The sequence below is a fragment of the Rhizobium sp. 05L419 genome, from assembly GCF_056397845.1.
In genome coordinates this window covers 48,641-70,163 of record NZ_JBFTOF010000004.1, presented here as the reverse complement: position 1 = coordinate 70,163, position 21,523 = coordinate 48,641, and the positions used below count along the sequence as shown (strand labels likewise).

Here is a 21,523-nt window from a genome sequence, read left to right as displayed (position 1 = left end):
TTTCTTGCTTGTAATTGGTTCTAAATAGGTTCTATTTGATAGCCATGGATAGAACCAGTCTGATAGCGGAGATMGATAGCCGGGGTCTGCGCGATGGAACCCGTACCGGGCCGCTCTACAGGCGCCTTGCACTGGCTCTCACCGGATTGGTCCAGGAGGGCCTGCTGAAACCGGGCGCGGCCCTGCCGAGCGAACGCGATCTTGCCGAAGCCTTGCAAATTGGGCGCGTGACCGTTCGCACCGCTTATCGCGACCTCCTGAACGCAGGCACTCTCGAATCGAGACATGGCAGCGGCACCTTTGTATCCAGCAGGGTCGAGCGCATGGAGCAGTCGCTCTGGCGGCTTTCCTCCTTCTCCGCCGACATGCGCTCGCGCGGTCGCGTACCTGCCGCCAAAATCCTGTCCCGCACCATCAATACGCCCTCGCCCGAGGAAGCCTTCCTGCTCGGTCTCGGCGTCGACGAGCGCGTGCTTCGCCTTGACCGCCTCCGCCTCGCAGATGGGTTGCCGCTCGCAATCGACCGCTCAGTGGTACCCGTCAAATTTCTTGGCGAAAACGGCGGCGGAGAGGATTCGCTCTATGAAGCGCTCGCAGCCAGCGGCCACCGCCCCGTACGCGCGCTGCAGAGGCTGACAGCAGTCACCCTCGATCCGTCGTCGGCCGCAGCCCTTGATGTGAAGCCCGGAGCGCCAGCACTCCTGATCGAACGCGTTTCGCGGCTGGATGACCAGCGCGTCGTTGAATACACCCGCTCGCACTATCGCGGCGATGCATATGATTTTGTAGCAGAATTGAGAATCGGAGACGACCTATGAGTGATACCCAGTCGCTGATGTTGCAAGAAGCCGGCCAATCGCCGGATGTCGTGGCAACGCTCTTGCAGAAAGAAAAGCCGGTTTTCGATGAGATCGCCAAGCTGTTTTCCTCAAGCACCCCAAGTGTGATCACAACGGCTGCGCGCGGCTCTTCCGATCATGCTGCGACCTTCTTCAAATATCTGTTCGAGATCACCTGCGGCGTGCCGGTCGCCTCGGTCGGCCCTTCGATCGCGTCGGTCTATGGCGCGCCGCTGCATCTGAAGAGCGGTATCCACTTTACCGTGTCGCAATCCGGCGCAAGTCCCGACATCGTCGCGCTGCAGGAAGCGGCAAAGCGCGGCGGCGCAACGACCATCGCCGTCGTTAATGTCACGGACAGTCCGCTGGCCAAGCAGGCAGACATCGTGCTCGGCCTCAACGCCGGCGCCGAAAAGAGCGTTGCTGCCACGAAGTCTTTCATCGCTTCTGTTGCGGCCCTCTCCGGCGTCACGGCGGCAATCGGCGGCAAGCGCGATCTGCATTCGGCACTGGACAAGCTGCCGGAGGCACTCCTGGCAACGGTAGGGATAGACACGGCTGCGGCCGAGGATGTCCTCTTCAACGCCACGTCGCTCTACACCGGCGGTCGCGGCCCCGCTTTCGCGATTGCTCTTGAGGCTGCCCTCAAGGCCAAGGAAACCGCTGGCCTGCATGCGGAGGCCTTCTCACTGGCAGAATTGATGCATGGGCCGATGCGGCTCGTGCAGCCCGGATTCCCGATCGTTGCCTTTACGCCCGACGACGCAGCCCATGCCAACAACGTACAGGCACTCGAACGCCTGCAGAAGCTCGGCGCCACCACCGTTCCCTTCTCGTCTCAGCCGCTTGCAGGGATTAATCTGCGTGTGCCGACCACCGGAAATGGCCTTCTCGATCCGCTCGTTTCGCTGCTCGTCTATTACCGGCTGATCGAATCGGTGACGCGCCGCAAGGGCTTTGATCCAGACAAGCCGGCAAACCTGCTTAAGGTCACGGAGACGGTCTGATGCCTCGCAAAATCATCGCTGGCGCTCGCATCTTTGACGGCGAGCGCTTCCACGACGACAAGGCACTCGTCATCGCCGATGGGCGCATTGAGACGATTGCTGCGGGCAACGACCTTCCGCAGGGAGAGACGATCCAGCTGGACGGCGGCGTGCTTTCGGCCGGCTTCATAGACGCCCAGGTAAACGGCGGCGCCGGCCGGATGCTGAATGACGATCCGTCCGCAAGCTCGATGTACATGATTGCGCAAGGCCACCGGCCTTACGGAACGACTGCCCTCTTGCCGACCCTGATCACCGACACGGCAGATGCGACCCTCATGGCCCTTGAAGCGGCCAAGGAGGCTGTGAAGGCGAACCGCGGTGTCGCCGGCCTGCATCTCGAGGGTCCGCATCTTGCCCCGGCGCGCAAAGGCGCGCATCTCGCCGAACTGATGCGTTCCGTCGAGGAAAAGGACGTCAGAACACTTGTCGCGGCCAAGCAATCGATCGGCACGCTCATGGTGACGATGGCCGCCGAACAGGTCACGTCGAAGCAGGTGCGGGAGCTGAGCGAAGCAGGCATCATCATCAGTATCGGCCACTCCGATTGCTCCAGCCAGGCCGCGGAGAGCCGCTTTGATGCCGGCGCGCGCGGCGTCACCCATCTCTTCAACGCCATGAGCCAAATGGGGCATCGCGCTCCCGGACTGGTCGGTGCGGCAATCGATCACCCTTCTGTCTGGTGCGGCATCATCGCCGACGGCCATCATGTGGATCCGAAAGCACTGCGAACCGCGCTTCGCGCAAAGCGCGGCGAAGGAAAGCTCTTTTTCGTGACCGACGCGATGTCGCTCGTCGGCTCGAAGCACGATGAGTTTGTCTTGAACGGCCGTACCGTTCGCCGCGAAAAGGGTGGTTTCTGCTCAAAGCTGGTGCTCTCGGACGGCACGCTCGCCGGTTCGGACGTCGATATGGCGTCGACCATCCGCTATGGCGTCACCTATCTGGACCTGACGCTTGCGGAGGCCTTGCGCATGGCCACGCTCTACCCGGCGCGTTTCCTTCGTCTTGAAGACCGCGGACGCCTGGCGCCCGGCGCACGCGCCGATCTGGTGCACATAACCGATAGCATCGAAGTCACGCGAACCTGGATCGGCGGCGAGACACCGTAGCCACAAAGAGCGATTGTCAACATTGCACTGACAGTCGGTCGCCAAAGGTCAATCTATCGAACCGCGGGCCGCGAGCGCATATTTCCTCAATGAACAGCGTCGGCGCAATCATAAGCCGGGGCGCTTGAAAAGGAATGCTTCCATGGCTCAGATCATCTTGAATTCGGCGGTCGCCATCCTCGTCGCGGCCAGTTTTATTGTGACGGCGGCTGCCGCATCGCGCCGCCAGACGCAGGCGATGCAGAAGGTTCCGGTCAGGGTCAGAGATCGGCAACAACCAAACGGTTGAGTGACCGAATAATTCCTCAAATTGGCCCCAATATCGACACCGCCCGGCAGCACGAATGCTCTCACCGGAATCGGAGGTATCAACATGACCAGAATCATCGGCGCGGCCGCATTCCTGACGATCGCGCTCGCAGCCTATGCCGCCTCAATCAATCCATATGAAACGCGCAGCACGCCACGCAGCTATTCGCAGCAAGTCGACAGCCGCGACGGCGATCCTACCGCCTCGATTCGCTAGAGTTTCCGCTTTTCTCCGAATCGCGAAAACGCTCTAACCTTTTGTTTTCACGCAATTCCAAACGCAAAACCGCTATGCACTTTTGCTGGAATTGCTCTAGACGAAAAGCTGTCCGCCATTGGCGCTCAGCGTCGAACCGGTGATGAAGCCGGCATCGTCGGAGACGAGAAAGACGACGCAGCGTGCGACTTCCTCGGGCTCTCCGAGCCGCCCCACCGGAATTTGCGGAATGATCCGTTCGTTCAAGACCTTTTCCGGAACAGCAAGAACCATCTCCGTGCCGATGTAGCCAGGGCAGATCGCGTTGACGGTAATATTCTTGGCTGCCCCTTCCTGAGCCAGCGCCTTGGTAAATCCAAGATCGCCCGCCTTCGCAGCGGAATAGTTCGCCTGCCMCATCTGGCCCTTCTGGCCGTTGATCGAAGAGATGTTGACGATGCGTCCGAAGCTGCGCTCACGCATGCCACCCCACACGCGGTGCGTCACGTTGAAGAGCCCCGTCAGGTTGGTGTTGACCACCTCGTGCCACTGCTGCGGCGTCATCTTGTGGAACATGGCGTCCCGTGTGATGCCCGCATTGTTGACGAGCACTTCCACGGGGCCGAGTTCCGCCTCCACCTTGGCAATGCCTTCGCCGCAAGCGCCGTAGTCGGACACGTCCCACTTGAACACCGGGATGCCCGTCGCGTCATGGAAGGCCCTCGCCTTCTCATCATTGCCGGCATAATTGGCAGCAACCTTATAGCCGGCATTCTTCAACGCCATGGAAATTGCGGCGCCGATGCCTCGCGTACCGCCGGTGACAACAGCTACTCTGCTCATGTTCCGCTTCCCCCTATTTAAGGCTCCACTATCTTGTGGAGCTCCATCAAGACATGAAATGCAGGCTATTCAAAGTGCTTCGAAACACATCGCAACGCCCATGCCGCCGCCGATGCAGAGCGTCGCAAGTCCCTTCTTGGCACCGCGGCGCTTCATCTCAAACAGCAGCGTATTGAGAATGCGGGCGCCGGATGCGCCGATCGGATGCCCGATCGCAATGGCACCGCCATTGACGTTTACGATCGCGCTATCCCATCCGAGATCCTTGTTGACGGCGCAGGCCTGAGCCGCAAACGCCTCGTTCGCCTCGATCAGATCGAGGTCGCTGACCGACCAGCCGGCCTTCTCCAGCGCCTTGCGCGATGCCGGGATCGGGCCGGTTCCCATAACCTGCGGGTCGACGCCCGCAGTGGCCCAGGACACGATCCGGGCAAGCGGCTGAATGCCGCGCCTGGACGCCTCCGCCTCCGTCATGAGAACGGCGGCCGCGGCACCATCGTTCAGGCCCGACGCATTGGCCGCCGTAACGGTACCGTCCTTGTCGAACGCAGGGCGAAGTTTCGCCATCGCTTCCATCGTGGCGCCATGGCGGATATATTCGTCGGCATCCACCGTCACATCGCCCTTGCGGGTCTGGATGAGGTAGGGAATGATCTCGTCCTTGAAGCGCCCGGCCTTCTGCGCAGCTTCGGCCTTGTTCTGCGAGGACACGGCAAACTGGTCCTGATCATCGCGAGAGAGCTGCCACTGACGGGCGATGTTCTCAGCCGTCACGCCCATGTGATAGCCATAAAAGGCATCGGTAAGACCATCCTTGATCATCGTGTCGATCATCTTCATGTCGCCCATCTTGACGCCGCCGCGCAGATGCGCTGCGTGCGGCGCCATCGACATGGATTCCTGGCCACCTGCCACGATGATTTTCGCGTCCCCAAGGGCGATCTGCTGCATGCCGAGTGCCACAGCGCGAAGACCGGAACCGCAGAGCTGGTTGACGCCCCAGGCCGTCGCCTCCTTCGGAACCCCGGCCTTCATTGCGGCCTGGCGCGCGGGGTTTTGGCCCTCTCCCGCTGGCAGAACCTGGCCGAGAATGACCTCATCCACCTCCCCGGCTTCAACACCCGCTCTTTCAAGTACTCCCTTGACGACAGCTGCCCCCAACTCATGAGCCGGAACAGTTGCAAAAGCGCCGTTGAACGAACCAACCGCGGTACGGCCGGCACTGGCGATGACGATGGACGGACTGGACATGACGGTCTCCTCATTAACTCCACCACATATGGGTTGAAACTGACAAAGCTTCATCCCCAAGTCAAACGGCAAGAGTCTATCCGCTAATTTTAGCAACAACTTACATTCTGGCAAATTATGCCTGCCGCAAAAGGGGTTGCCGCATCGCACAAAGAGATTGTCACCGAGCTTCTTTTGCGTCTACATTCTCAAGTGGAGGAATTTTCATGACAATCAGACGGGTTTTGGGAGACTGATATGGCGAAGAATGAGGGTCAGATCGTAATCAAGAAATACGCCAATCGCCGCCTCTACAACACGGGCACCAGCACGTATGTGACGCTGGAAGACCTGGCGGAGATGGTCAAGAAGGGGGAGGATTTTACGGTCCAGGACGCCAAGAGCGGTGATGACATCACTCACTCTGTACTGACGCAGATTATTTTCGAGCAGGAATCCAAGACGGGCAATACGCTCCTGCCGATTTCATTCCTTCGCCAGCTGATTACCTATTACGGCGACCAGATGCAGATGGTCGTTCCGAGCTTTCTGGAGCATTCGATGCGCGCCTTCACGGAGCAGCAATCGCAGATGCGCGAGCAGGTAACGCGTGCTTTCGGCGAAACGCCACTGACGAAGAACCTGCAGTTGCCGATACAGATGGTGGAAGAGCAGGTGCGTCGCAACACCGAGATGTTCCAGCAGGCCATGCAAATGTTTTCGCCCTTCATGACGCCGCCCGCCAAGGAGAGCCGCAAAGCGGAAGCAAAAGACATCGACGAGCTGAAGGAACAGCTGCGCGCGCTTCAGAGCAAGCTCGACAGCCTCTAACGGGTCATGCCCGAGCGCACATCTCTTCAAGCTCGGCAGCTTGACGGGATGTGAGCCGCGGGCGGCGCCTCAGAGCCCGATCGAAACATCCCGTCCCGCGCTGCGGATCGACACGGCAAAGCCGCCGACGACGTCGATCAGCGCAATTGTCAGCAGAATGAAGAAGACCTGCGTTGCAGCATCCTGGACGAGAAGAAACTCGACCAGAAACGCAATGAAGACCAACATCGACAGCATGTGGTTGGCAAGGCTGCCGCGAGAGTTGAGGGTCGCCCTCAGTATATCGAAGAACAGCACGACGAGCGCAACGACGATAAACAGATCGCCGAGCGACATGCTCCATATGGCACCCGAAATCATCGAGAGAACGAACAAATCGTTGTGCAGTGACGGAAGACCTCCGCCGCCCATCAAGCCCAACATTGCCAGATTATAGAGAATAAAAGGTACGATCATCAGCGGAACAGCATTAAGCATATGGCAGATTCTCCCTCGACAGAAGAATAGTGCCGTAAACCGCCATGTCACTTCAAGACATCAATGAGTATATTTGCTGAAAAAGCAAAAGGCCGGCACGTGGCCGACCTCGCAAATCCTGCTGAAGCAGAACGCATAAAGTATTATGCGCTTTCCTTCGGCGTCAGAACCTGGCGGCCGCGGTACATGCCGGTCTTCAGATCGATATGGTGCGGGCGACGCAGTTCGCCGGAGTTCTTGTCTTCAACGTAGGTCGGAGCCTTCAGTGCGTCTGCAGAGCGGCGCATACCGCGCTTGGACGGGCTCGTTTTTCTCTTCGGTACAGCCATTTCTCTTACTCCACTTCACAGGCGAACACATCCAACGGCCAGACTGGCGGCCGAAACGACGTATCGCGATTTCGGAAATTTTGCGCGCTTATACATGCCTTGGAGGGGCTTGACCAGTCCCCAGCTTTATTTTTTGAGAATCTGACGATTCCGCCATCAGACCTCGTCTTCCTCGACGACCCAGGGTTCGGCGCGCGCCGCTGCTTCCCAGGCCTTCCAGGCAGGATGCGCCTTTACCGCAGTCATATAGCTCAATGTGTCGCCCGCTGTCACCAGATCATATACATCGAGCCGGCTGACGACAGGCGCAAACATCGCGTCGGCCCCGCAAAAGGCGCCGAACAGAAATGGTCCTCCCGAATGCGCGCGCAGATCCCGCCAGATCGTTTCGATGCGGGCAACATCGGCCATCACACCATCTGCCAGCGCGATCTTGCCCTTCGCCCGCCGGATGTTCATCGGCAAGGCGCTGCGCAGAGCCCTGAAGCTGGAAAGCATCTCCATCGAAACCGCTCGCGCCACAGCACGTTTGTCGCGCTCCTTGGGCCAGATTTCCGCTTCCGGAAAGAGCTCGGCAACATATTCGATGATCGCCAGAGACTGCCAGACGCGAAGATCGCCATGCTGAAGAACTGGCACCTGCCCGGTCGGCGAAAATTCCTTGAGCCGTGGATTTCCAGCCGCAAAGTCAAAGGGGACAAGGACTTCCTCGAACGGAACGCCTGCCGCAGTCATGGCGATCCATGGGCGGAAGGACCAGGAAGAATAGTTCTTGTTGCCAATATAAAGCGTCAGTCTATCCAACGGGCTCTCTCCTGTTGCATGGCTCTATCAAACACGAGCCGCTCTTCGAATTGGTTCATATCCCTAAAACTGCAGAAGGCCGGCGGTTTCAATTCTATAACGGATGCGGTCCGGCGCAACGCGTCCAGCGCAGCATCGAGCATCGCCTGCCATAAAGGCAGCGCCGCCTCGCTGAGCCAGCTTATCGGATAGCAGAAGGTGATATGAAAGACATAGCTGCCATGGTCGGGATGCCGGTAGCCGAAGACATCGGCAAGAGCGTCGCGCCAGGCCTGCATCGTCTGCCGGTCGCCTGCGTTTAGGCCTTCAACGGTCAATCCAGCCGGAGTCACCTCGCTCACGCCGACGCGGAACGGCTCAAGCGCCGCGAAAGACCGAAGCCGATCGAGATAGAGATCGGTCATGCCATCGATCTCGGTATCAAGCGCAATATCCCGCGGCCAGTAGGGCAATGTGCGGCGATGCTCGATGATGCCTTGGAACAGCGTCATGTGCAGGCTGGGAATGGGGGTGAATGCGAACTGCGATGCCTGCGGCATTTTCAACAGGCGCTGCCGTGCGTCGACGATTGCGCGTTGTGATGCCGATCCTTCGACCAGGTGGCAGACGACGGTATTGCCGGGCTCGCGCAGAAAGGTTCCGCTTTCGTCGTAGCGCGTACCAAGATGTTTTGGCGGATCTGGATTGTGCGTTTCAGAATAGTCCAAAAGCGCTGGGGAAAGGGCGGTGATCATCGCTGGGCGTCCGGTCGTTGCTGGCGGGAGGCCCGTCCATACGTCTCAACCACGAATGCCAGATGACACCTGTCGTCACCAACGACATCTTCTCATGTCAATCATAAATACATCTGATGTATTCGCCCGAGCCCCGCGCGCGCCGTTCGATCACGGCGGCCAGCCTGCGCAGCCCTCTGCCGGGCTTGCCCGCATTGCGGTCGATCGGATTGGGCAGCGAGACCGCCAGAAGTGCGGCCTGGCGACTGGTGAGCTTCGACGCAGGTACCTTGAAGTGATAGCGCGCTGCAGCCTCGATGCCGTAAATCCCGGGGCCCCATTCCGCGATGTTGAGATAAATCTCCATCAGGCGACGCTTCGACCACACGAAGTCGCCGGTGACGGCCAGCGGCAGCTCCATGGCCTTGCGAACGAAGGAGCGGCTATTCCACAAGAACAGGTTCTTGGCCGTCTGCATGGGAATAGTGCTGCCGCCACGCGTCGACTTGCCTGCGAGCGTGTCGGTGACCAGCATCCGCATCTCGTCCCAATCGACACCGCCGTGAAAACAATACTGCCCATCCTCCGACATCATCACCGACTGCACCAGAACCGGCGAGATCTTGTCGATCGAAACCCACTGGCGATCATAGCCGCGCAGGAGCGCCAGATCACGCAACATCAGCGTGGAGACGGGATGGATGAAGGGCAGCAGGTAGAGGAAGATCAGGACGTAGGGAAGAACGAGAAGAGCGGCGATCGCAAGAACAATGCGCATCATAGTCGAGCGATCCTTCAGCCAAAGCAGCGCCTGCCTATAAGGCGGCACGGCCATGCTGTCCTCTCTATCCGGCGCTATGTCCAAATCCCCGACCCAGTCACGTTCCCTCATTCTCCATACCGCCTGCAAACTGCCATTGCCAGAGACAAAGGAAATCTTGCCTGCTTCATCGACAATTCCGTTGCAAGCCGGAGGCCGCCCATGCCAAACAACGCGCCATGAACGCAAATTTCAAAGCATTCGAAACGAGACTGGCTGCGAGCGCGCGCGAAATCGAGACCCAGCTGGATGCGCTGCTGTCGGCAAAGGTTTTCGATGACGAAATCGCTCGTCCGGAGCGCCTGCGTTCGGCCATGCACTATGCGGTCTTGAACGGCGGCAAGCGCCTGCGGCCGTTTCTGGTCGTCGAAACGGCAGCTTTGCTCGGCGGCAACAGGCAGTCAGCCTTGAGAGTAGGTGCTGCGCTCGAATGCGTGCACTGCTATTCGCTCGTCCACGACGATCTGCCGGCCATGGACAACGACGATCTGCGCCGTGGCAAGCCGACGGCGCATATCGCCTTCGATGAAGCGACCGCGATCCTTGCGGGCGACAGCCTGCTCACCTACGCCTTCGACATCATTGCCTCTGAGCAGACTGCCTTGCCTGACGCCAGCAAGGTTGGCCTCATTCTGGCGCTCGCGCGCGCCGCCGGCATTGGCGGCATGGCGGGCGGACAGGCGCTCGACCTTGCCGCCGAAAAGCAATCCCCGGACGAGGACGGCATCGTCACGCTGCAGGCGATGAAGACAGGCGCGCTCATCCGCTTCGCCTGCGAGGCCGGCGCGATCGTCGCCGGCGCGGCGGCAGACGACCGTGCGAGGCTGCGCCGCTTTGGAGAAAAGATCGGCCTCGCCTTCCAGCTGGCCGACGACATTCTCGACCTGACCGCGGATGCAGCCACGATGGGCAAGGCAACCGGCAAGGACGCCGGCCGCGGCAAGGGAACGCTGGTCGGCCTGCATGGCCTGTGCTGGGCGGAGGCTATGCTTGGGGAACACGTAAGCGAGGCCGAAGCGCTGCTGTCGCCCTATGCCGAAAAGGGCGCTGTTCTGGCCGAAGCGGCCCGGTTCATCGCCAAGCGCAAGAGCTGAAAAGCGTCACGGGGACAATATTCCGGGCTGGGCGAGAGGCACTGTCTCTTGTCGGCGCCTGGCAACCGGGCCTAGAAATGGACGAGAACCAGCGCGCTCCGACAACCTGCCCGCCACCTAAGTACGAGACGCAAGATGCGTGAGACCCTGACCTACCTGCCGCAGATCCTACCCGCCTACGTCGCCTATCTGATCGCCGTCATCAGCCCGGGGCCGGCAATCATGGCGATCGTATCGACCTCGATGATGCATGGCCGAAAGGCCGGCATGACCATCTCGCTGGGCATATTCGCAGGCTCCTTCACCTGGGCCTGTGCGGCGGCGCTCGGCCTGGCGACGATTCTCCAGACCTACGCGATAGCGCTGGAGATCCTGAAGATCTTCGGCGGTCTCTATCTGCTCTACCTCGCCTACAAGGCGTTCAGGGCCGTGCGTTCAAACGATGATCTGCCGCGCACTGTCGTGCAAAAGAGCCTGTCGACGCGGGCATTGCTGCTGCGGGGCTACGGCATTCATGTCACCAATCCGAAGGCCATTTTCGCGTGGCTCGCGATCATCGCGCTTGGCATGCCGCAAGGTGCCCCGGCATCCGTCGCGGGCCTGATCATCGCAGTATGCATGGCGACGGGCTTCACCGTCTTCATGGGCTATGCGCTGCTCTTCTCCACACCGCACGCCTTGAAGGTCTACCGCGGCCTGCGGCGCTGGATAGAAGGCGCGATGGCGGCCTTCTACTGCTTTGCGGGACTGAAGCTGCTGACCAGCCGCATCTGACGGCTGGAGGCTGCTACTCCGCAGCCGTTTTCTGCCCGAAACGCTTTTCGATGTAATCGGCCACCAGTGCCTCGAAATCCGAAGCGATGTTCGGACCACGCAGCGTCAGAGCCTTGCTCCCGTCGATGAAGACAGGGGCAGCCGGCGTTTCACCTGTGCCCGGCAGCGAGATGCCGATATCGGCATGTTTGCTTTCGCCTGGTCCGTTGACGATGCAGCCCATGACCGCAACGTTCAGCGCCTCGACGCCCGGATACTTGTCGCGCCAGACCGGCATGTTCTTGCGCAGATCGTTTTGAATGTTCTGCGCCAGCTCCTGGAAGACCGTCGAGGTGGTGCGGCCGCAGCCCGGACAAGCGGCGACGACGGGCACGAACTGACGAAACCCCATGACCTGCAGCAGTTCCTGCGCGACCTGCACTTCGCGCGTCCGGTCGCCATTCGGCTCAGGCGTCAGCGAAACGCGGATCGTGTCCCCGATGCCATGCTGTAGCACGTAGCCCATGGCGGCAGACGAAGCGACAATGCCCTTCGTTCCCATGCCGGCCTCGGTCAAACCGAGATGCAGCGCATGGTCCGAGCGCTCCGACAGCATCGAATAGACGGCAATCAGGTCCTGCACCTGGCTGACCTTGGCCGAGAGGATGATACGGTTGCGCGGCAGGCCGATCTCTTCGGCCAGATTGGCAGAAATAAGCGCCGACTGCACGATCGCCTCGCGCGTCACCTGGCGCGCCGAAAGCGGTGAGCCCGCATCCGCGTTCTTGTCCATCAGGGCTGTCAAAAGATCCTGGTCGAGCGATCCCCAGTTAACCCCGATGCGGACCGGCTTGTCGTAGCGGATCGCCATCTCGATGATTTCGGCGAACTGCTTGTCCTTCTTGTCCTTGAAGCCGACGTTGCCGGGATTGATGCGGTATTTCGCCAATGCTTCGGCGCACGCCGGATGATCGGCAAGCAGCTTGTGGCCGATGTAGTGGAAATCGCCGATGAGCGGCACGTCCATGCCCAGCCGCAGCAGCCGCTCGCGGATCTTCGGCACGGCGGCAGCACTCTCGTCGCGATCGACGGTGATACGCACCAGCTCCGAGCCCGCCCTGAACAGCGCGGCCACCTGAGCGACGGTTGAATCGATATCGGCGGTATCGGTATTGGTCATCGATTGCACGACGACAGGCGCACCACCGCCCACGATGACGCCGCCGACGTCGACGGCGACCGATGCGCGGCGCGCTTTCGGATCAAAATCTGCAGCAGAAGACATATAGAGTTCTTAAACCCCTAAAATTCGTCTCTTTCAGGTGGATCATGCCCGCTTTGTTGTCAACCGCCCGGTGCATCACTTTTGCTTGGGCGCCAGCCTCAGTGACCGCCACCCGAAATGCCGTCGGCGTAGCGCGCCAGGCTCGAAAACAAAAGCACGACGACAAGCAGGACCGGAAGCGCCATGAAGACGACGCCGAAGCCGGTATGCTCAGCGACGAAACCGATGGCGGAAGGCGCTACCAGCATTCCGGAGTAACCCATCGTCGTTACCACCGAGAGACCGATGCCGTTCTTCAGTCCGGGAATATTGCCGGCAGCCGAAAAGGCGATCGGAACCATGTTCGAAATGCCGACGCCGCACAGCGCAAAGCCGATGATCGCAATTTCCGCACTCGGCGCGAGTGCCGCAAACAGCATGCCGGCAATGGCGAAGAGGGTGCAGATTCTCAGCGTTTTGACACCGCCGAACCGGTCGCGGACAAGATCGCCGGCAAAGCGCATGATGGCCATCGTCAGCGAGAAGGCCGCAAAACCGAAGCCGGAAAGAGCGACCGATGCGCCAAGTTCCTGGCGCAGATAGAGCGCGCCCCAATCCAGCACCGCGCCTTCCGGGACCATGGAAAACAGCGCCATGAGACCGAGCAGCCAAGGCAGCGGCACCATCGGCGCCCGTGTCTTTTCCTTTTTCTCATCGGGATGTGGCGGGTCGGCATAGATCATGGTCCAAGCGACGCCCAGGATGGTGGCGGCAAGAAGCGTTGCAAGTCCCGCGTGCCAGAGGACGCCGAGTTTGGCGATCAGGAGGCCGCCCAGGGCCGCGCCGATCAGGCCGCCAAGGCTCCAGAAAGCATGACAGGACGACATGATCGCCCGCCGCATGGACTTCTCCACGGCCACCGCGTTGGCGTTCATGGCAACGTCCATCGCGCCGATGAACCCGCCGAACAGGAAGATCGAGATTGCGCCGGTGACGACATTTGGCGAAATCGTCAGCGCGAGCAGACACGGCAAAAGGCAGACGGCGGCGACCTGAACCACGAGCCGCGAACCGTGGCGGGCGATCTGCCCGCCGGCGATCGGCATAAGCGTCAGCGAGCCGACGCCGAAGACCAGGATCATCAGCCCGAGCTGGAACTTGCTGAGCTGCAGCCGCTCGGCGAATTCCGGAATTTTCGGGGCCCAGCAGCCGACGAAGAAGCCGTTCATGAGGAACAGCAGCGAAACGGCCGCCCTGCTTTTCGTCACGAAGCCGCTCCTGGTAACCGGAGCTGTATTCACCTGATGGTCCATGATTCTTCCCAATATGCGCGCGCGGCGCGTATCTTGCCCCGCTGCTGACTGAACTTGAATTATATCGCCTCGCCGGCCACGATCGTTCTGCATCCTTGATCACGATAGCGCACCAGCATGTCTGGATCGGCGTCTCGCTCCACCACCAGACAGTCGCAATGCGCCACCGACAGGACGCTGTGCGGTGCGGCCGTTGCGAACTTTTCCGAGGTGACGGCAACCAGGACCGTCTTGCTTCTTGATGCCGCGAAGCGTTTGAACTCCGCGTCCTCGAAGCCGATGGCGGTGACCCCGGCCGCAAGATCGATACCGCACGCGCCCAGAATACAAAGGTCGGGCGACAACGATTCCATGTCGCGCCTGGCCTTGGCACCCAGCGCGCCGCCAACCTGTCTGTCGACGAGGCCGCCGATCAGAATCACGTTGACCAAAGGCTTGTCGATCAACGCCGCAGCGATCGCCGGCGCATTCGTTGCCGCTGTCAACGCCATGTCGTCAGGCAGGGCCGCCGCGATGGCGAGATTTGTACTTCCGGCATCGAAAAAGACTGTTGCTCCGGGCGAAATCTCAGACACGGCGGCAAGCGCCAATGCCTGCTTGCGATCCCGTGCCATGCTCATGCGTTGGTTCAGGCTCGTGGCAACAGGCGAAACCGGCAGCGCGCCGCCGTAGACGCGCTCGCAAAGCCCGGCCGCGGCCATCTCGCGGAGATCCCGGCGAACCGTGTCTTCGGATACGCCGAATTCCGCCGCAAGTTCACCAGCCAGAACCCGGCCATGGATGTTCAACTTGCCCAGGATGGCACTCTGCCGCTCCTGCAAAAGAAGTTCGCTCATGTTCATGTCGGGCTGATCCGCCTGCTTGGGTCAAAATCGATACAAACATGCATAAATGGATACAAACGTGCACGCAAGCGGGAGGCCGCACACATTTTTTCACGGCGTGAAACAAGCGGCGCCGAATTCGTGAAAAATGAGAAAAATATTTGCAGCTGCCGTTTCTATTTGCAGTTTTCTACGCATCTTCACACAGGCTTTTCTGCGATTTTCCCCTGCATCGACCACATCTGGTGAATTGGATAGAAAAATGAACCTCCTGAAGACCATCGCCGCAGCTGCACTGATCCAGGCTGCCGCGCTCATGCCCGCCCTTGCCGGCGACAATCTTGCCGCGATCAAATCGGCCGGCGTCTTCAAGGTCGGTACCGAAGGAACCTATGCGCCCTTCACCTATCACGACGAAAGCGGCAAGCTTGTTGGCTTCGACGTCGAGATCGGTGAAGCCGTCGCAGCCAAGCTCGGCGTCAAGGCCGAGTTCGTCGAAGGCAAATGGGACGGGCTGATCGCCGGCCTCGACGCCAAGCGCTACGACACCGTCATCAATCAGGTCGGCATCACCGAGGCGCGCAAGCAGAAGTACGATTTCTCCGAGCCCTATATCGCTTCGAAGGCCGTGCTGATCGTCCGCGACGGCGATGACAGCATCAAATCCTTTGCCGACCTCAAGGGCAAGAAGTCAGCGCAATCGTTGACCAGCAACTTCGGTAAGCTTGCCGAGCAGGCGGGCGCCGAACTCGTCGGCACCGACGGCTTCGATCAGTCGATCCAGCTCGTGCTGACAAAGCGCGCCGACGCGACGATCAACGACAGCCTGTCCTTCCTCGATTTCAAGAAGCACAAGCCAGACGCCCCGGTGAAGATCGTCGCTCAACAGGAAAATGCCGACTATTCAGGCATCATCATCCGCAAGAGCGAACCGGAACTTCTGGAAGCGATCAACAAGGCGCTCGCCGACATCAAGGCGGACGGCACCTACAAGAAGATCGCCGACAAGTATTTCGGTCAGGACGTCTCCAAGTAATCAGCCTTCGGCGGCAGTAAGTAATCAGCCTTCGGCGGCAGTTTCCCGCCGCCGCAACATCCACTATATGTGCCATTGAAAGCGTTCAGCGAAACCTCGCTGAACGCCTCTTTCTTTGAGGGAAATGCCCGTGCCGCAATGGCTTCAATTGATGGCCGATTCGCTTGCGCCGCTTCTCTGGGCCGGGCTGGTCTTCACCATTCCGCTCACATTGCTGTCCTTCGTGCTCGGCCTTGCCCTTGGCCTGGCGACCGCAATCGGGCGCCTCTTCGGCGCAACGCCGGTGGTCGCGGTCGCCCGCTTCTATGTCTGGGTCATTCGCGGCACGCCATTGCTTGTCCAGCTCTTCGTCATCTTCTACGGCCTGCCCAGCATCGGCATCCTGCTCGATGCCTTCCCGGCAGCGCTCATTGGTTTCACGCTCAACATCGGCGCCTACAGTTCCGAAATCATCCGCGCCGTGATTTCGTCCGTGCCCAAAGGACAGTGGGAGGCCGCTTACTCGATTGGCATGAGCTGGCGCCAGTCCATGACGCGGACCATATTGCCCCAGGCAGCCCGCGTTGCGGTTCCACCGCTCTCCAATACCTTCATCTCGCTCGTAAAGGACACCTCGCTTGCCGCGGCGATTACCGTGCCTGAGCTTTTTCAGGCTGCGCAGCGTATCGTTGCGACGACATACGAGCCACTGATCCTCTACATCGAGGCAGCGCTGATCTATCTTGCGCTAAGCTCCGTTCTGTCCGCGCTACAGGTCAGGCTCGAGCGTCGTTTCGCGCGCTATGGCGGCATGCTGGAGGCAAACGCATGATCGAGCTTTCCAACATCGAGAAACGTTTCGGCGATGCCGTCATCCTGAAGGACATCAGCATCCGCATTCCCGAAGGCAGCGTCACCGCACTCGTCGGCCCGTCAGGCGGCGGCAAGAGCACGTTGCTTCGCTGCATCAACCTGCTGGAGATTCCGACCGCAGGCGCGATCCGTATCGGCGACGAGAAATTGACCTTCGCGCCCGGTCAGAAAACCAAGTGGCAGGCCATTCAGAAGATCCGCCGGCAGACCGGCATGGTGTTTCAGAATTTCCAGCTCTTCCCGCATCAGACGGCGATCGAAAACGTGATGGAGGGCTTGGTCACTGTCTTGAAGTGGCAGAAGGAGAAAGCCCGCGACCGCGCCATGGAGCTGCTTACCAAGGTCGGCATGGCTCACAAGGCTGACGCCTGGCCGGCGACGCTTTCGGGCGGCCAACAGCAACGCGTCGCGATTGCCCGCGCCCTCGCCCCGTCGCCGCGCGTGCTCCTGTGCGACGAACCGACTTCGGCACTCGACCCGGAACTCTCCGCAGAGGTCGTTGATGTCTTGGGCCGTCTCGCCAGGGAGGGCACGACCATGGTGATGGCCACCCACGATCTGCGGCTGGCCTCCAAGATCGCCAACGACGTGGTCTTCCTGGAAGCTGGAAGCGTGGTCGAAACGGGCAGCGCGAAAAACATCTTCACCGCGCCGGAGCGCGAGCGCACAAAGCGCTTCATTTCGACGATCAACGCCGCCCACACCTACGACATATAGGCGGGGCGCGGCCGCCGCTAACTCAAGCTGAGCGCGCAGCCTTCAGCGCATTGCCCCACCAGACGAGCTGGTCCAGCTGGTTCTTGGCGGCGTCGCCAAGGTGAGCATAGTCGCTGAGACTTTTCCCGTCTTTGGCGACGCCGATGTATTCCGCAAGCGAGATGTGCACGCCCGTCTTGACCGAGGCAGCACCCATCTCGACAAAAATCAGGCGCAGGTGCTCGACAGCACGTGCACCGCCGACACCGCCGTAACCCACAAAAGCGACCGGCTTCCGGTTGAAGTCGCCAAGGTCGATCGCATTTTTCAGCACCGCTGTCGGTGCGTGGTTGTATTCGGCAACGGTGAAAATGTAGCCGTCGAACTCCCGCAGCTTCTTCTTCCACCGCTCCGCCGTCTCGGATTCGGCATCTGTCGTCCGCGCCTCGCCAAACAGGGCCATCGGATAGTCCAGCAGATCAAGGACCTCGACCTCCAGTTCAGGTCGCTTCCCGGCAATATCGGCGATCCACTTTGCAGGATGATCGGCAAACCGACCGATACGCGTGCTTCCGACGATGACCGCAATCTTGAGCTTACTCATATCACCCTTCCTCATGCGCAAAACATCAAAAGGCGGCCCCGAAAGCCGCCCTCTGTCTTTGAATGGGTCGTCAGCTCGCGTAGGTGACCAAGAGATCCTTGGCGTCGATCTGATCGCCCGCCTTGACAAGCACCTCTGCCACGGTGCCGTCCTTCTCCGCGTGGATCGCCGTCTCCATCTTCATGGCTTCGATCGAAACCAGCACGTCGCCGGCATTGATCGCCTGACCCGCAGAGACGAAAACGCGGGAGATGACGCCCGGCATCGGGGCGCCGACGTGTGCGGCATTGCCGGGTTCGGCCTTGCGGCGAGCGGCAGCGCCGGTAGCGCCATGCGCACGATCCGGAACCTTGATGCGGCGCGGCTGACCGTTGAGCTCGAAGAAGACCGTGACCATGCCCTGGCTGTCGGTGCCGCTCATTGCCTGATTGACGATGACCAGCGTCTTGCCCTTCTCGATGTCGGCAAAAAGCTCCTCGCCGTCCGCAAGGCCGTAGAAGTAGGACGGCGTCGGCAGCACCGAGACCGGACCGTAGGTATCGCAAGCCAGCGCAAAGTCGGTGAAGACCTTCGGATACATGAGGTAGGACGCAAACTCGAAATCGCTGACCTCGCGTTCGAGCTTGGTCTCGATCGTCTTCCGCTCGGCATCGAGATCGGCATCTTCAAGCAGCGAACCGGGGCGCACAGTGTAGGGCTGATCCCCCTTCAGCGCTTTCTTCTGCAGCGCTTCCGGCCATCCCGACGGCGGTTGACCGAGATCGCCCTTGAGCATCGAGACGACCGATTCCGGGAACGAGACTTCCTTGTCTGGGTTGACGACGTCAGCAACACTCAGGTCCTGAGACACCATCATCAGGGCCATGTCGCCGACGACCTTGGACGACGGCGTCACCTTGACGATGTCGCCGAACATCTGGTTGGCATCGGCATAGGCCTGCGCCACCTGGTGCCAGCGTGTTTCGAGGCCAAGCGAGCGGGCCTGTTCCTTGAGGTTGGTGAACTGTCCGCCCGGCATTTCGTGCAGGTAGACTTCCGACGCCGGTCCCTTGAGGTCGCTTTCGAAGGCGGCGTACTGGTTGCGCACCGCTTCCCAGTAGAAGGAAATGCGGCGGATCCACTCGGGATCGAGGCCCGGATCGCGCTCGGAGCCGCGCAACGCTTCGACGATCGAGCCGAGGCAGGGCTGCGACGTGTTGCCGGACAGCGCATCCATCGCAGCATCCACCGCATCGACGCCGGCGTCTACCGCAGCAAGCACGGTCGCTGCAGCGATGCCCGACGTGTCATGCGTGTGGAAGTGGATCGGCAGGCTGGTCGCTTCGCGCAGCGCCTTGAACAGCACCTTGGCGGCAGCCGGCTTCAAGAGGCCCGCCATATCCTTCAGCGCGATGATATGAGCCCCGGCCTTTTCAAGTTGGACGGCGAGATCCGTGTAGTACTTGAGATCGTATTTCGGGCGAGCCGAATTCAGGATGTCGCCCGTGTAGCAGATCGCCGCTTCGCAGAGCTTGTTCTCCTCAGTCACCGCATCCATCGAGACACGCATGTTCTCCACCCAGTTCAGGCAGTCGAAGACGCGGAAGAGATCGATGCCGCCTTTGGCCGCCTGGCGGACGAAATATTTAACGACATTGTCAGGATAGTTCTTGTAGCCGACGCCGTTGGCGCCGCGCAGCAGCATTTGCAGCAAAAGGTTCGGAGCCGCTTCACGCACCAGTGCCAGGCGCTCCCACGGATCTTCCGTCAGGAAGCGCATCGAGACGTCGAAGGTCGCGCCGCCCCAACATTCAAGCGACAAAAGGTTCGGCAGGGCGTGCGCATAGGTGCCGGCGATGCGGGCGATGTCGTGGGTGCGCACGCGCGTGGCGAGCAGCGACTGATGACCGTCGCGCATAGTGGTGTCGGTCATCAGAACGCGCTTTTCATTGCGCATCCATTCGCCGAATTTATTCGGGCCGAGGGTATCGAGCAATTGCTTGGTGCCGTCGGCAATGCCGCTGCCGTTGGTGTATGGCACGACCGGTACCGCAGCATCGGCGGGCGGGCGCGGCCGGTCCTTGGCTTCCGGGTGGCCGTTGACCGTTACATCGGCGAGATAGGTCAGCAGCTTGGTCGCGCGGTCCTGACGCTTGACCTGCTGGAACAGCTCAGGCGTCGTGTCGATGAAACGCGTGGTGTAGCTGTTGTCCCTGAACTTCGGATGCGTGATGATCGCTTCAAGGAAGGTCAGGTTCGTCGCGACCCCGCGGATGCGGAATTCGCGCAACGCACGGTCCATGCGGGCAATCGCTTCGGATGGGTTCGGCGCCCAGGCGGTGACCTTGACCAGCAGCGGGTCGTAGTAGCGGGTGATGATCGCACCCGAATAGGACGTGCCGCCGTCGAGCCGGATACCGAATCCCGAGGCCGAACGGTAAGCGGTGATACGGCCGTAATCCGGAATGAAGTTGTGCTCGGGATCCTCCGTCGTGATGCGGCACTGCAGCGCATGACCGTTGAGGCGGATGTCCTCCTGCTTGGGAACGCCCGATTCCGGTGTACCGATCGCAAAGCCGTCGAGGATATGGATCTGCGCCTTGACGATATCGATGCCAGTCACGACTTCGGTGACGGTATGCTCGACCTGAATGCGCGGATTGACCTCGATGAAGTAGAATTTGCCGGTATCGGCATCCATCAGATATTCGACGGTACCGGCGCCAATGTAGTTTGTTGCCTTGGCGATTTTCAGCGAATAGGCGGCAAGCTCCTGGCGCTGCGCTTCCGAAAGATAGGGTGCCGGCGCGCGCTCGACGACTTTCTGGTTGCGACGCTGGATGGAGCAGTCGCGCTCGAAAAGATGCACGACATTGCCATGCGTGTCGCCCAGGATCTGGCTTTCGACGTGGCGGGCACGCTCGACGAGCTTTTCAAGATAGACCTCGTCCTTGCCGAAAGCAGCCATCGCCTCGCGCTTGGCTTCGGTCACTTCGCGGGCGAGATCCTTCGGGTCACGGATGGCGCGCATACCGCGACCGCCGCCGCCCCAGGAGGCCTTGAGCATCACCGGGTAGCCGATTTCTTCGGCCATGCGGGCCACTTCGTTCACATCATCAGGCAATGGCTCGGTGGCGGGCACGACGGGAACGCCGACCGAAATCGCCAGATTGCGCGCCGCGACCTTGTTGCCGAGCTGGCGCATCGTATCGCCCTTCGGGCCGATGAAGATGATGCCGGCCTGCTTGCAGGCGTCGACGAATTCCGGGCTCTCCGACAGCAGGCCGTAGCCCGGATGGATCGCGTCAGCGCCAGACAGCTTGGCGACACGAATGACTTCGTCAATCGACAGGTAGCTTTCAATTGGTCCGAGATCGCGGGCAAGATGCGGGCCGCGGCCGACCTGATAACTCTCATCCGCCTTGAAACGGTGCAATGCGAGTTTGTCTTCCTCTGCCCATATCGCGACCGTTTTTATTCCGAGCTCGTTGGCCGCGCGAAACACGCGGATGGCAATTTCGGAACGGTTGGCAACAAGTATCTTCGAAATAGGCAATGC

At 60.5% G+C, this 21,523-nt stretch carries 23 protein-coding genes; 11 read left to right on the top strand and 12 right to left on the bottom strand.

Going from position 1 to position 21,523, the window contains the following annotated elements:
• The first annotated feature begins 44 nt into the window (after positions 1-44).
• The 5 genes from AC1DMK_RS06385 (at position 45) to AC1DMK_RS06365 (ending at position 3,523) form a co-directional block, all read left to right on the top strand.
• On the top strand, positions 45-818 hold the full coding sequence (locus AC1DMK_RS06385; RefSeq protein WP_037058998.1) for a GntR family transcriptional regulator: 774 nt from the start codon (positions 45-47) through the stop codon (positions 816-818).
• Positions 815-1,846 carry an SIS domain-containing protein gene (locus AC1DMK_RS06380; RefSeq protein ID WP_037058997.1) on the top strand — a complete coding sequence of 344 codons (1,032 nt, stop codon included), beginning with the start codon at positions 815-817 and terminating at the stop codon, positions 1,844-1,846. The genes AC1DMK_RS06385 and AC1DMK_RS06380 overlap by 4 nt, the downstream gene beginning before the upstream one ends.
• The gene (gene nagA / locus AC1DMK_RS06375) at positions 1,846-2,997 is read left to right on the top strand and encodes an N-acetylglucosamine-6-phosphate deacetylase (RefSeq protein ID WP_477857800.1); all 1,152 of its coding nucleotides are present in this window, start codon (positions 1,846-1,848) and stop codon (positions 2,995-2,997) included. Before AC1DMK_RS06380 ends, nagA begins: the two co-directional genes overlap by 1 nt.
• A gap of 142 nt (positions 2,998-3,139) precedes the next feature.
• On the top strand, positions 3,140-3,286 hold the full coding sequence (locus AC1DMK_RS06370; protein ID WP_196246725.1) for a hypothetical protein: 147 nt from the start codon (positions 3,140-3,142) through the stop codon (positions 3,284-3,286).
• Positions 3,287-3,370: 84 nt separating this feature from the next.
• Positions 3,371-3,523, top strand: coding sequence for a hypothetical protein (locus AC1DMK_RS06365; RefSeq protein ID WP_477857798.1), 153 nt, complete (start codon positions 3,371-3,373; stop codon positions 3,521-3,523).
• Between the two features lie 96 nt (positions 3,524-3,619).
• Here the strand turns inward: AC1DMK_RS06365 and phbB are convergent, their stop codons facing one another.
• Together phbB and AC1DMK_RS06355 are read right to left on the bottom strand one after the other, a co-directional pair.
• The gene (phbB, locus tag AC1DMK_RS06360) at positions 3,620-4,345 is read right to left on the bottom strand and encodes an acetoacetyl-CoA reductase (RefSeq protein ID WP_477857796.1); all 726 of its coding nucleotides are present in this window, start codon (positions 4,343-4,345) and stop codon (positions 3,620-3,622) included.
• Between the two features lie 69 nt (positions 4,346-4,414).
• Positions 4,415-5,596 (bottom strand): acetyl-CoA C-acetyltransferase, encoded by a 1,182-nt coding sequence (locus AC1DMK_RS06355; protein WP_477857794.1) that lies wholly within the window; start codon positions 5,594-5,596, stop codon positions 4,415-4,417.
• 237 nt (positions 5,597-5,833) lie between these two features.
• Between AC1DMK_RS06355 and phaR the strand changes: the two genes are divergently transcribed.
• The gene (phaR, locus tag AC1DMK_RS06350) at positions 5,834-6,406 is read left to right on the top strand and encodes a polyhydroxyalkanoate synthesis repressor PhaR (protein WP_037058989.1); all 573 of its coding nucleotides are present in this window, start codon (positions 5,834-5,836) and stop codon (positions 6,404-6,406) included.
• A gap of 69 nt (positions 6,407-6,475) precedes the next feature.
• Here the strand turns inward: phaR and AC1DMK_RS06345 are convergent, their stop codons facing one another.
• The 5 genes from AC1DMK_RS06345 to mtgA form a co-directional block, all read right to left on the bottom strand.
• Positions 6,476-6,883: a hypothetical protein gene (locus AC1DMK_RS06345; RefSeq protein ID WP_037058988.1), complete on the bottom strand. Its 408-nt coding sequence runs from the start codon at positions 6,881-6,883 to the stop codon at positions 6,476-6,478.
• A 143-nt stretch (positions 6,884-7,026) separates the two neighbouring features.
• Positions 7,027-7,212 (bottom strand): 50S ribosomal protein L32, encoded by a 186-nt coding sequence (gene rpmF / locus AC1DMK_RS06340; protein WP_003543812.1) that lies wholly within the window; start codon positions 7,210-7,212, stop codon positions 7,027-7,029.
• 156 nt (positions 7,213-7,368) lie between these two features.
• Positions 7,369-8,016, bottom strand: coding sequence for a glutathione S-transferase family protein (locus AC1DMK_RS06335; RefSeq protein WP_037058986.1), 648 nt, complete (start codon positions 8,014-8,016; stop codon positions 7,369-7,371).
• A complete protein-coding gene (locus tag AC1DMK_RS06330; protein WP_477857790.1) occupies positions 8,004-8,750 on the bottom strand; it encodes a DUF1868 domain-containing protein in 747 nt (248 codons plus the stop codon). The genes AC1DMK_RS06335 and AC1DMK_RS06330 overlap by 13 nt, the downstream gene beginning before the upstream one ends.
• Positions 8,751-8,847: 97 nt before the next feature.
• Complete coding sequence (gene mtgA / locus AC1DMK_RS06325) at positions 8,848-9,594, bottom strand: monofunctional biosynthetic peptidoglycan transglycosylase (protein WP_196246729.1); 747 nt, start codon at positions 9,592-9,594, stop codon at positions 8,848-8,850.
• 134 nt (positions 9,595-9,728) lie between these two features.
• Here mtgA and AC1DMK_RS06320 point away from each other — a divergent pair, with 134 nt between their 5' ends.
• Positions 9,729-10,643 (top strand): polyprenyl synthetase family protein, encoded by a 915-nt coding sequence (locus tag AC1DMK_RS06320; protein ID WP_477857789.1) that lies wholly within the window; start codon positions 9,729-9,731, stop codon positions 10,641-10,643.
• 135 nt (positions 10,644-10,778) lie between these two features.
• A complete protein-coding gene (locus AC1DMK_RS06315; protein WP_037058982.1) occupies positions 10,779-11,417 on the top strand; it encodes a LysE family translocator in 639 nt (212 codons plus the stop codon).
• A 13-nt stretch (positions 11,418-11,430) separates the two neighbouring features.
• Here the strand turns inward: AC1DMK_RS06315 and ispG are convergent, their stop codons facing one another.
• The 3 genes from ispG to AC1DMK_RS06300 form a co-directional block, all read right to left on the bottom strand.
• Entirely contained in the window at positions 11,431-12,681 is a 1,251-nt protein-coding gene (gene ispG, locus AC1DMK_RS06310) for a flavodoxin-dependent (E)-4-hydroxy-3-methylbut-2-enyl-diphosphate synthase (protein WP_477857788.1), read from the bottom strand.
• Positions 12,682-12,779: 98 nt separating this feature from the next.
• Positions 12,780-13,973: an MFS transporter gene (locus tag AC1DMK_RS06305; protein ID WP_477857786.1), complete on the bottom strand. Its 1,194-nt coding sequence runs from the start codon at positions 13,971-13,973 to the stop codon at positions 12,780-12,782.
• Positions 13,974-14,032: 59 nt separating this feature from the next.
• Positions 14,033-14,809 (bottom strand): DeoR/GlpR family DNA-binding transcription regulator, encoded by a 777-nt coding sequence (locus AC1DMK_RS06300; RefSeq protein WP_037059434.1) that lies wholly within the window; start codon positions 14,807-14,809, stop codon positions 14,033-14,035.
• 250 nt (positions 14,810-15,059) lie between these two features.
• Here AC1DMK_RS06300 and AC1DMK_RS06295 point away from each other — a divergent pair, with 250 nt between their 5' ends.
• The 3 genes from AC1DMK_RS06295 to AC1DMK_RS06285 all read left to right on the top strand — a co-directional run bounded on the left by AC1DMK_RS06295 (position 15,060) and on the right by AC1DMK_RS06285 (position 17,402).
• The gene (locus tag AC1DMK_RS06295) at positions 15,060-15,833 is read left to right on the top strand and encodes an amino acid ABC transporter substrate-binding protein (RefSeq protein WP_037058976.1); all 774 of its coding nucleotides are present in this window, start codon (positions 15,060-15,062) and stop codon (positions 15,831-15,833) included.
• A 130-nt stretch (positions 15,834-15,963) separates the two neighbouring features.
• Complete coding sequence (locus AC1DMK_RS06290; protein WP_477857784.1) at positions 15,964-16,644, top strand: amino acid ABC transporter permease; 681 nt, start codon at positions 15,964-15,966, stop codon at positions 16,642-16,644.
• On the top strand, positions 16,641-17,402 hold the full coding sequence (locus tag AC1DMK_RS06285; protein ID WP_037058973.1) for an amino acid ABC transporter ATP-binding protein: 762 nt from the start codon (positions 16,641-16,643) through the stop codon (positions 17,400-17,402). The genes AC1DMK_RS06290 and AC1DMK_RS06285 overlap by 4 nt, the downstream gene beginning before the upstream one ends.
• Before the next feature lie 22 nt (positions 17,403-17,424).
• On the opposite strand, the gene AC1DMK_RS06280 is transcribed toward AC1DMK_RS06285, so the two are convergent.
• Positions 17,425-17,985: an NADPH-dependent FMN reductase gene (locus AC1DMK_RS06280; RefSeq protein WP_477857781.1), complete on the bottom strand. Its 561-nt coding sequence runs from the start codon at positions 17,983-17,985 to the stop codon at positions 17,425-17,427.
• A gap of 70 nt (positions 17,986-18,055) precedes the next feature.
• Positions 18,056-21,520 carry a pyruvate carboxylase gene (gene pyc, locus AC1DMK_RS06275; protein WP_477857780.1) on the bottom strand — a complete coding sequence of 1,155 codons (3,465 nt, stop codon included), beginning with the start codon at positions 21,518-21,520 and terminating at the stop codon, positions 18,056-18,058.
• Positions 21,521-21,523 lie beyond the last annotated feature (3 nt).

What these genes read in the sequence shown, in the direction of transcription:
- AC1DMK_RS06380 (WP_037058997.1), top strand. Translation starts at nt 815, where the DNA reads ATGAGTGATACCCAGTCGCTGATGTTGCAAGAAGCCGGCCAATCGCCG.
- nagA (WP_477857800.1), top strand. Translation starts at nt 1,846, where the DNA reads ATGCCTCGCAAAATCATCGCTGGCGCTCGCATCTTTGACGGCGAGCGC.
- AC1DMK_RS06370 (WP_196246725.1), top strand. Translation starts at nt 3,140, where the DNA reads ATGGCTCAGATCATCTTGAATTCGGCGGTCGCCATCCTCGTCGCGGCC.
- AC1DMK_RS06365 (WP_477857798.1), top strand. Translation starts at nt 3,371, where the DNA reads ATGACCAGAATCATCGGCGCGGCCGCATTCCTGACGATCGCGCTCGCA.
- AC1DMK_RS06355 (WP_477857794.1), bottom strand. Translation starts at nt 5,596, where the DNA reads ATGTCCAGTCCGTCCATCGTCATCGCCAGTGCCGGCCGTACCGCGGTT.
- phaR (WP_037058989.1), top strand. Translation starts at nt 5,834, where the DNA reads ATGGCGAAGAATGAGGGTCAGATCGTAATCAAGAAATACGCCAATCGC.
- AC1DMK_RS06345 (WP_037058988.1), bottom strand. Translation starts at nt 6,883, where the DNA reads ATGCTTAATGCTGTTCCGCTGATGATCGTACCTTTTATTCTCTATAAT.
- rpmF (WP_003543812.1), bottom strand. Translation starts at nt 7,212, where the DNA reads ATGGCTGTACCGAAGAGAAAAACGAGCCCGTCCAAGCGCGGTATGCGC.
- AC1DMK_RS06330 (WP_477857790.1), bottom strand. Translation starts at nt 8,750, where the DNA reads ATGATCACCGCCCTTTCCCCAGCGCTTTTGGACTATTCTGAAACGCAC.
- AC1DMK_RS06320 (WP_477857789.1), top strand. Translation starts at nt 9,729, where the DNA reads ATGAACGCAAATTTCAAAGCATTCGAAACGAGACTGGCTGCGAGCGCG.
- AC1DMK_RS06315 (WP_037058982.1), top strand. Translation starts at nt 10,779, where the DNA reads ATGCGTGAGACCCTGACCTACCTGCCGCAGATCCTACCCGCCTACGTC.
- ispG (WP_477857788.1), bottom strand. Translation starts at nt 12,681, where the DNA reads ATGTCTTCTGCTGCAGATTTTGATCCGAAAGCGCGCCGCGCATCGGTC.
- AC1DMK_RS06305 (WP_477857786.1), bottom strand. Translation starts at nt 13,973, where the DNA reads ATGGACCATCAGGTGAATACAGCTCCGGTTACCAGGAGCGGCTTCGTG.
- AC1DMK_RS06300 (WP_037059434.1), bottom strand. Translation starts at nt 14,809, where the DNA reads ATGAGCGAACTTCTTTTGCAGGAGCGGCAGAGTGCCATCCTGGGCAAG.
- AC1DMK_RS06295 (WP_037058976.1), top strand. Translation starts at nt 15,060, where the DNA reads ATGAACCTCCTGAAGACCATCGCCGCAGCTGCACTGATCCAGGCTGCC.
- AC1DMK_RS06285 (WP_037058973.1), top strand. Translation starts at nt 16,641, where the DNA reads ATGATCGAGCTTTCCAACATCGAGAAACGTTTCGGCGATGCCGTCATC.
- AC1DMK_RS06280 (WP_477857781.1), bottom strand. Translation starts at nt 17,985, where the DNA reads ATGAGTAAGCTCAAGATTGCGGTCATCGTCGGAAGCACGCGTATCGGT.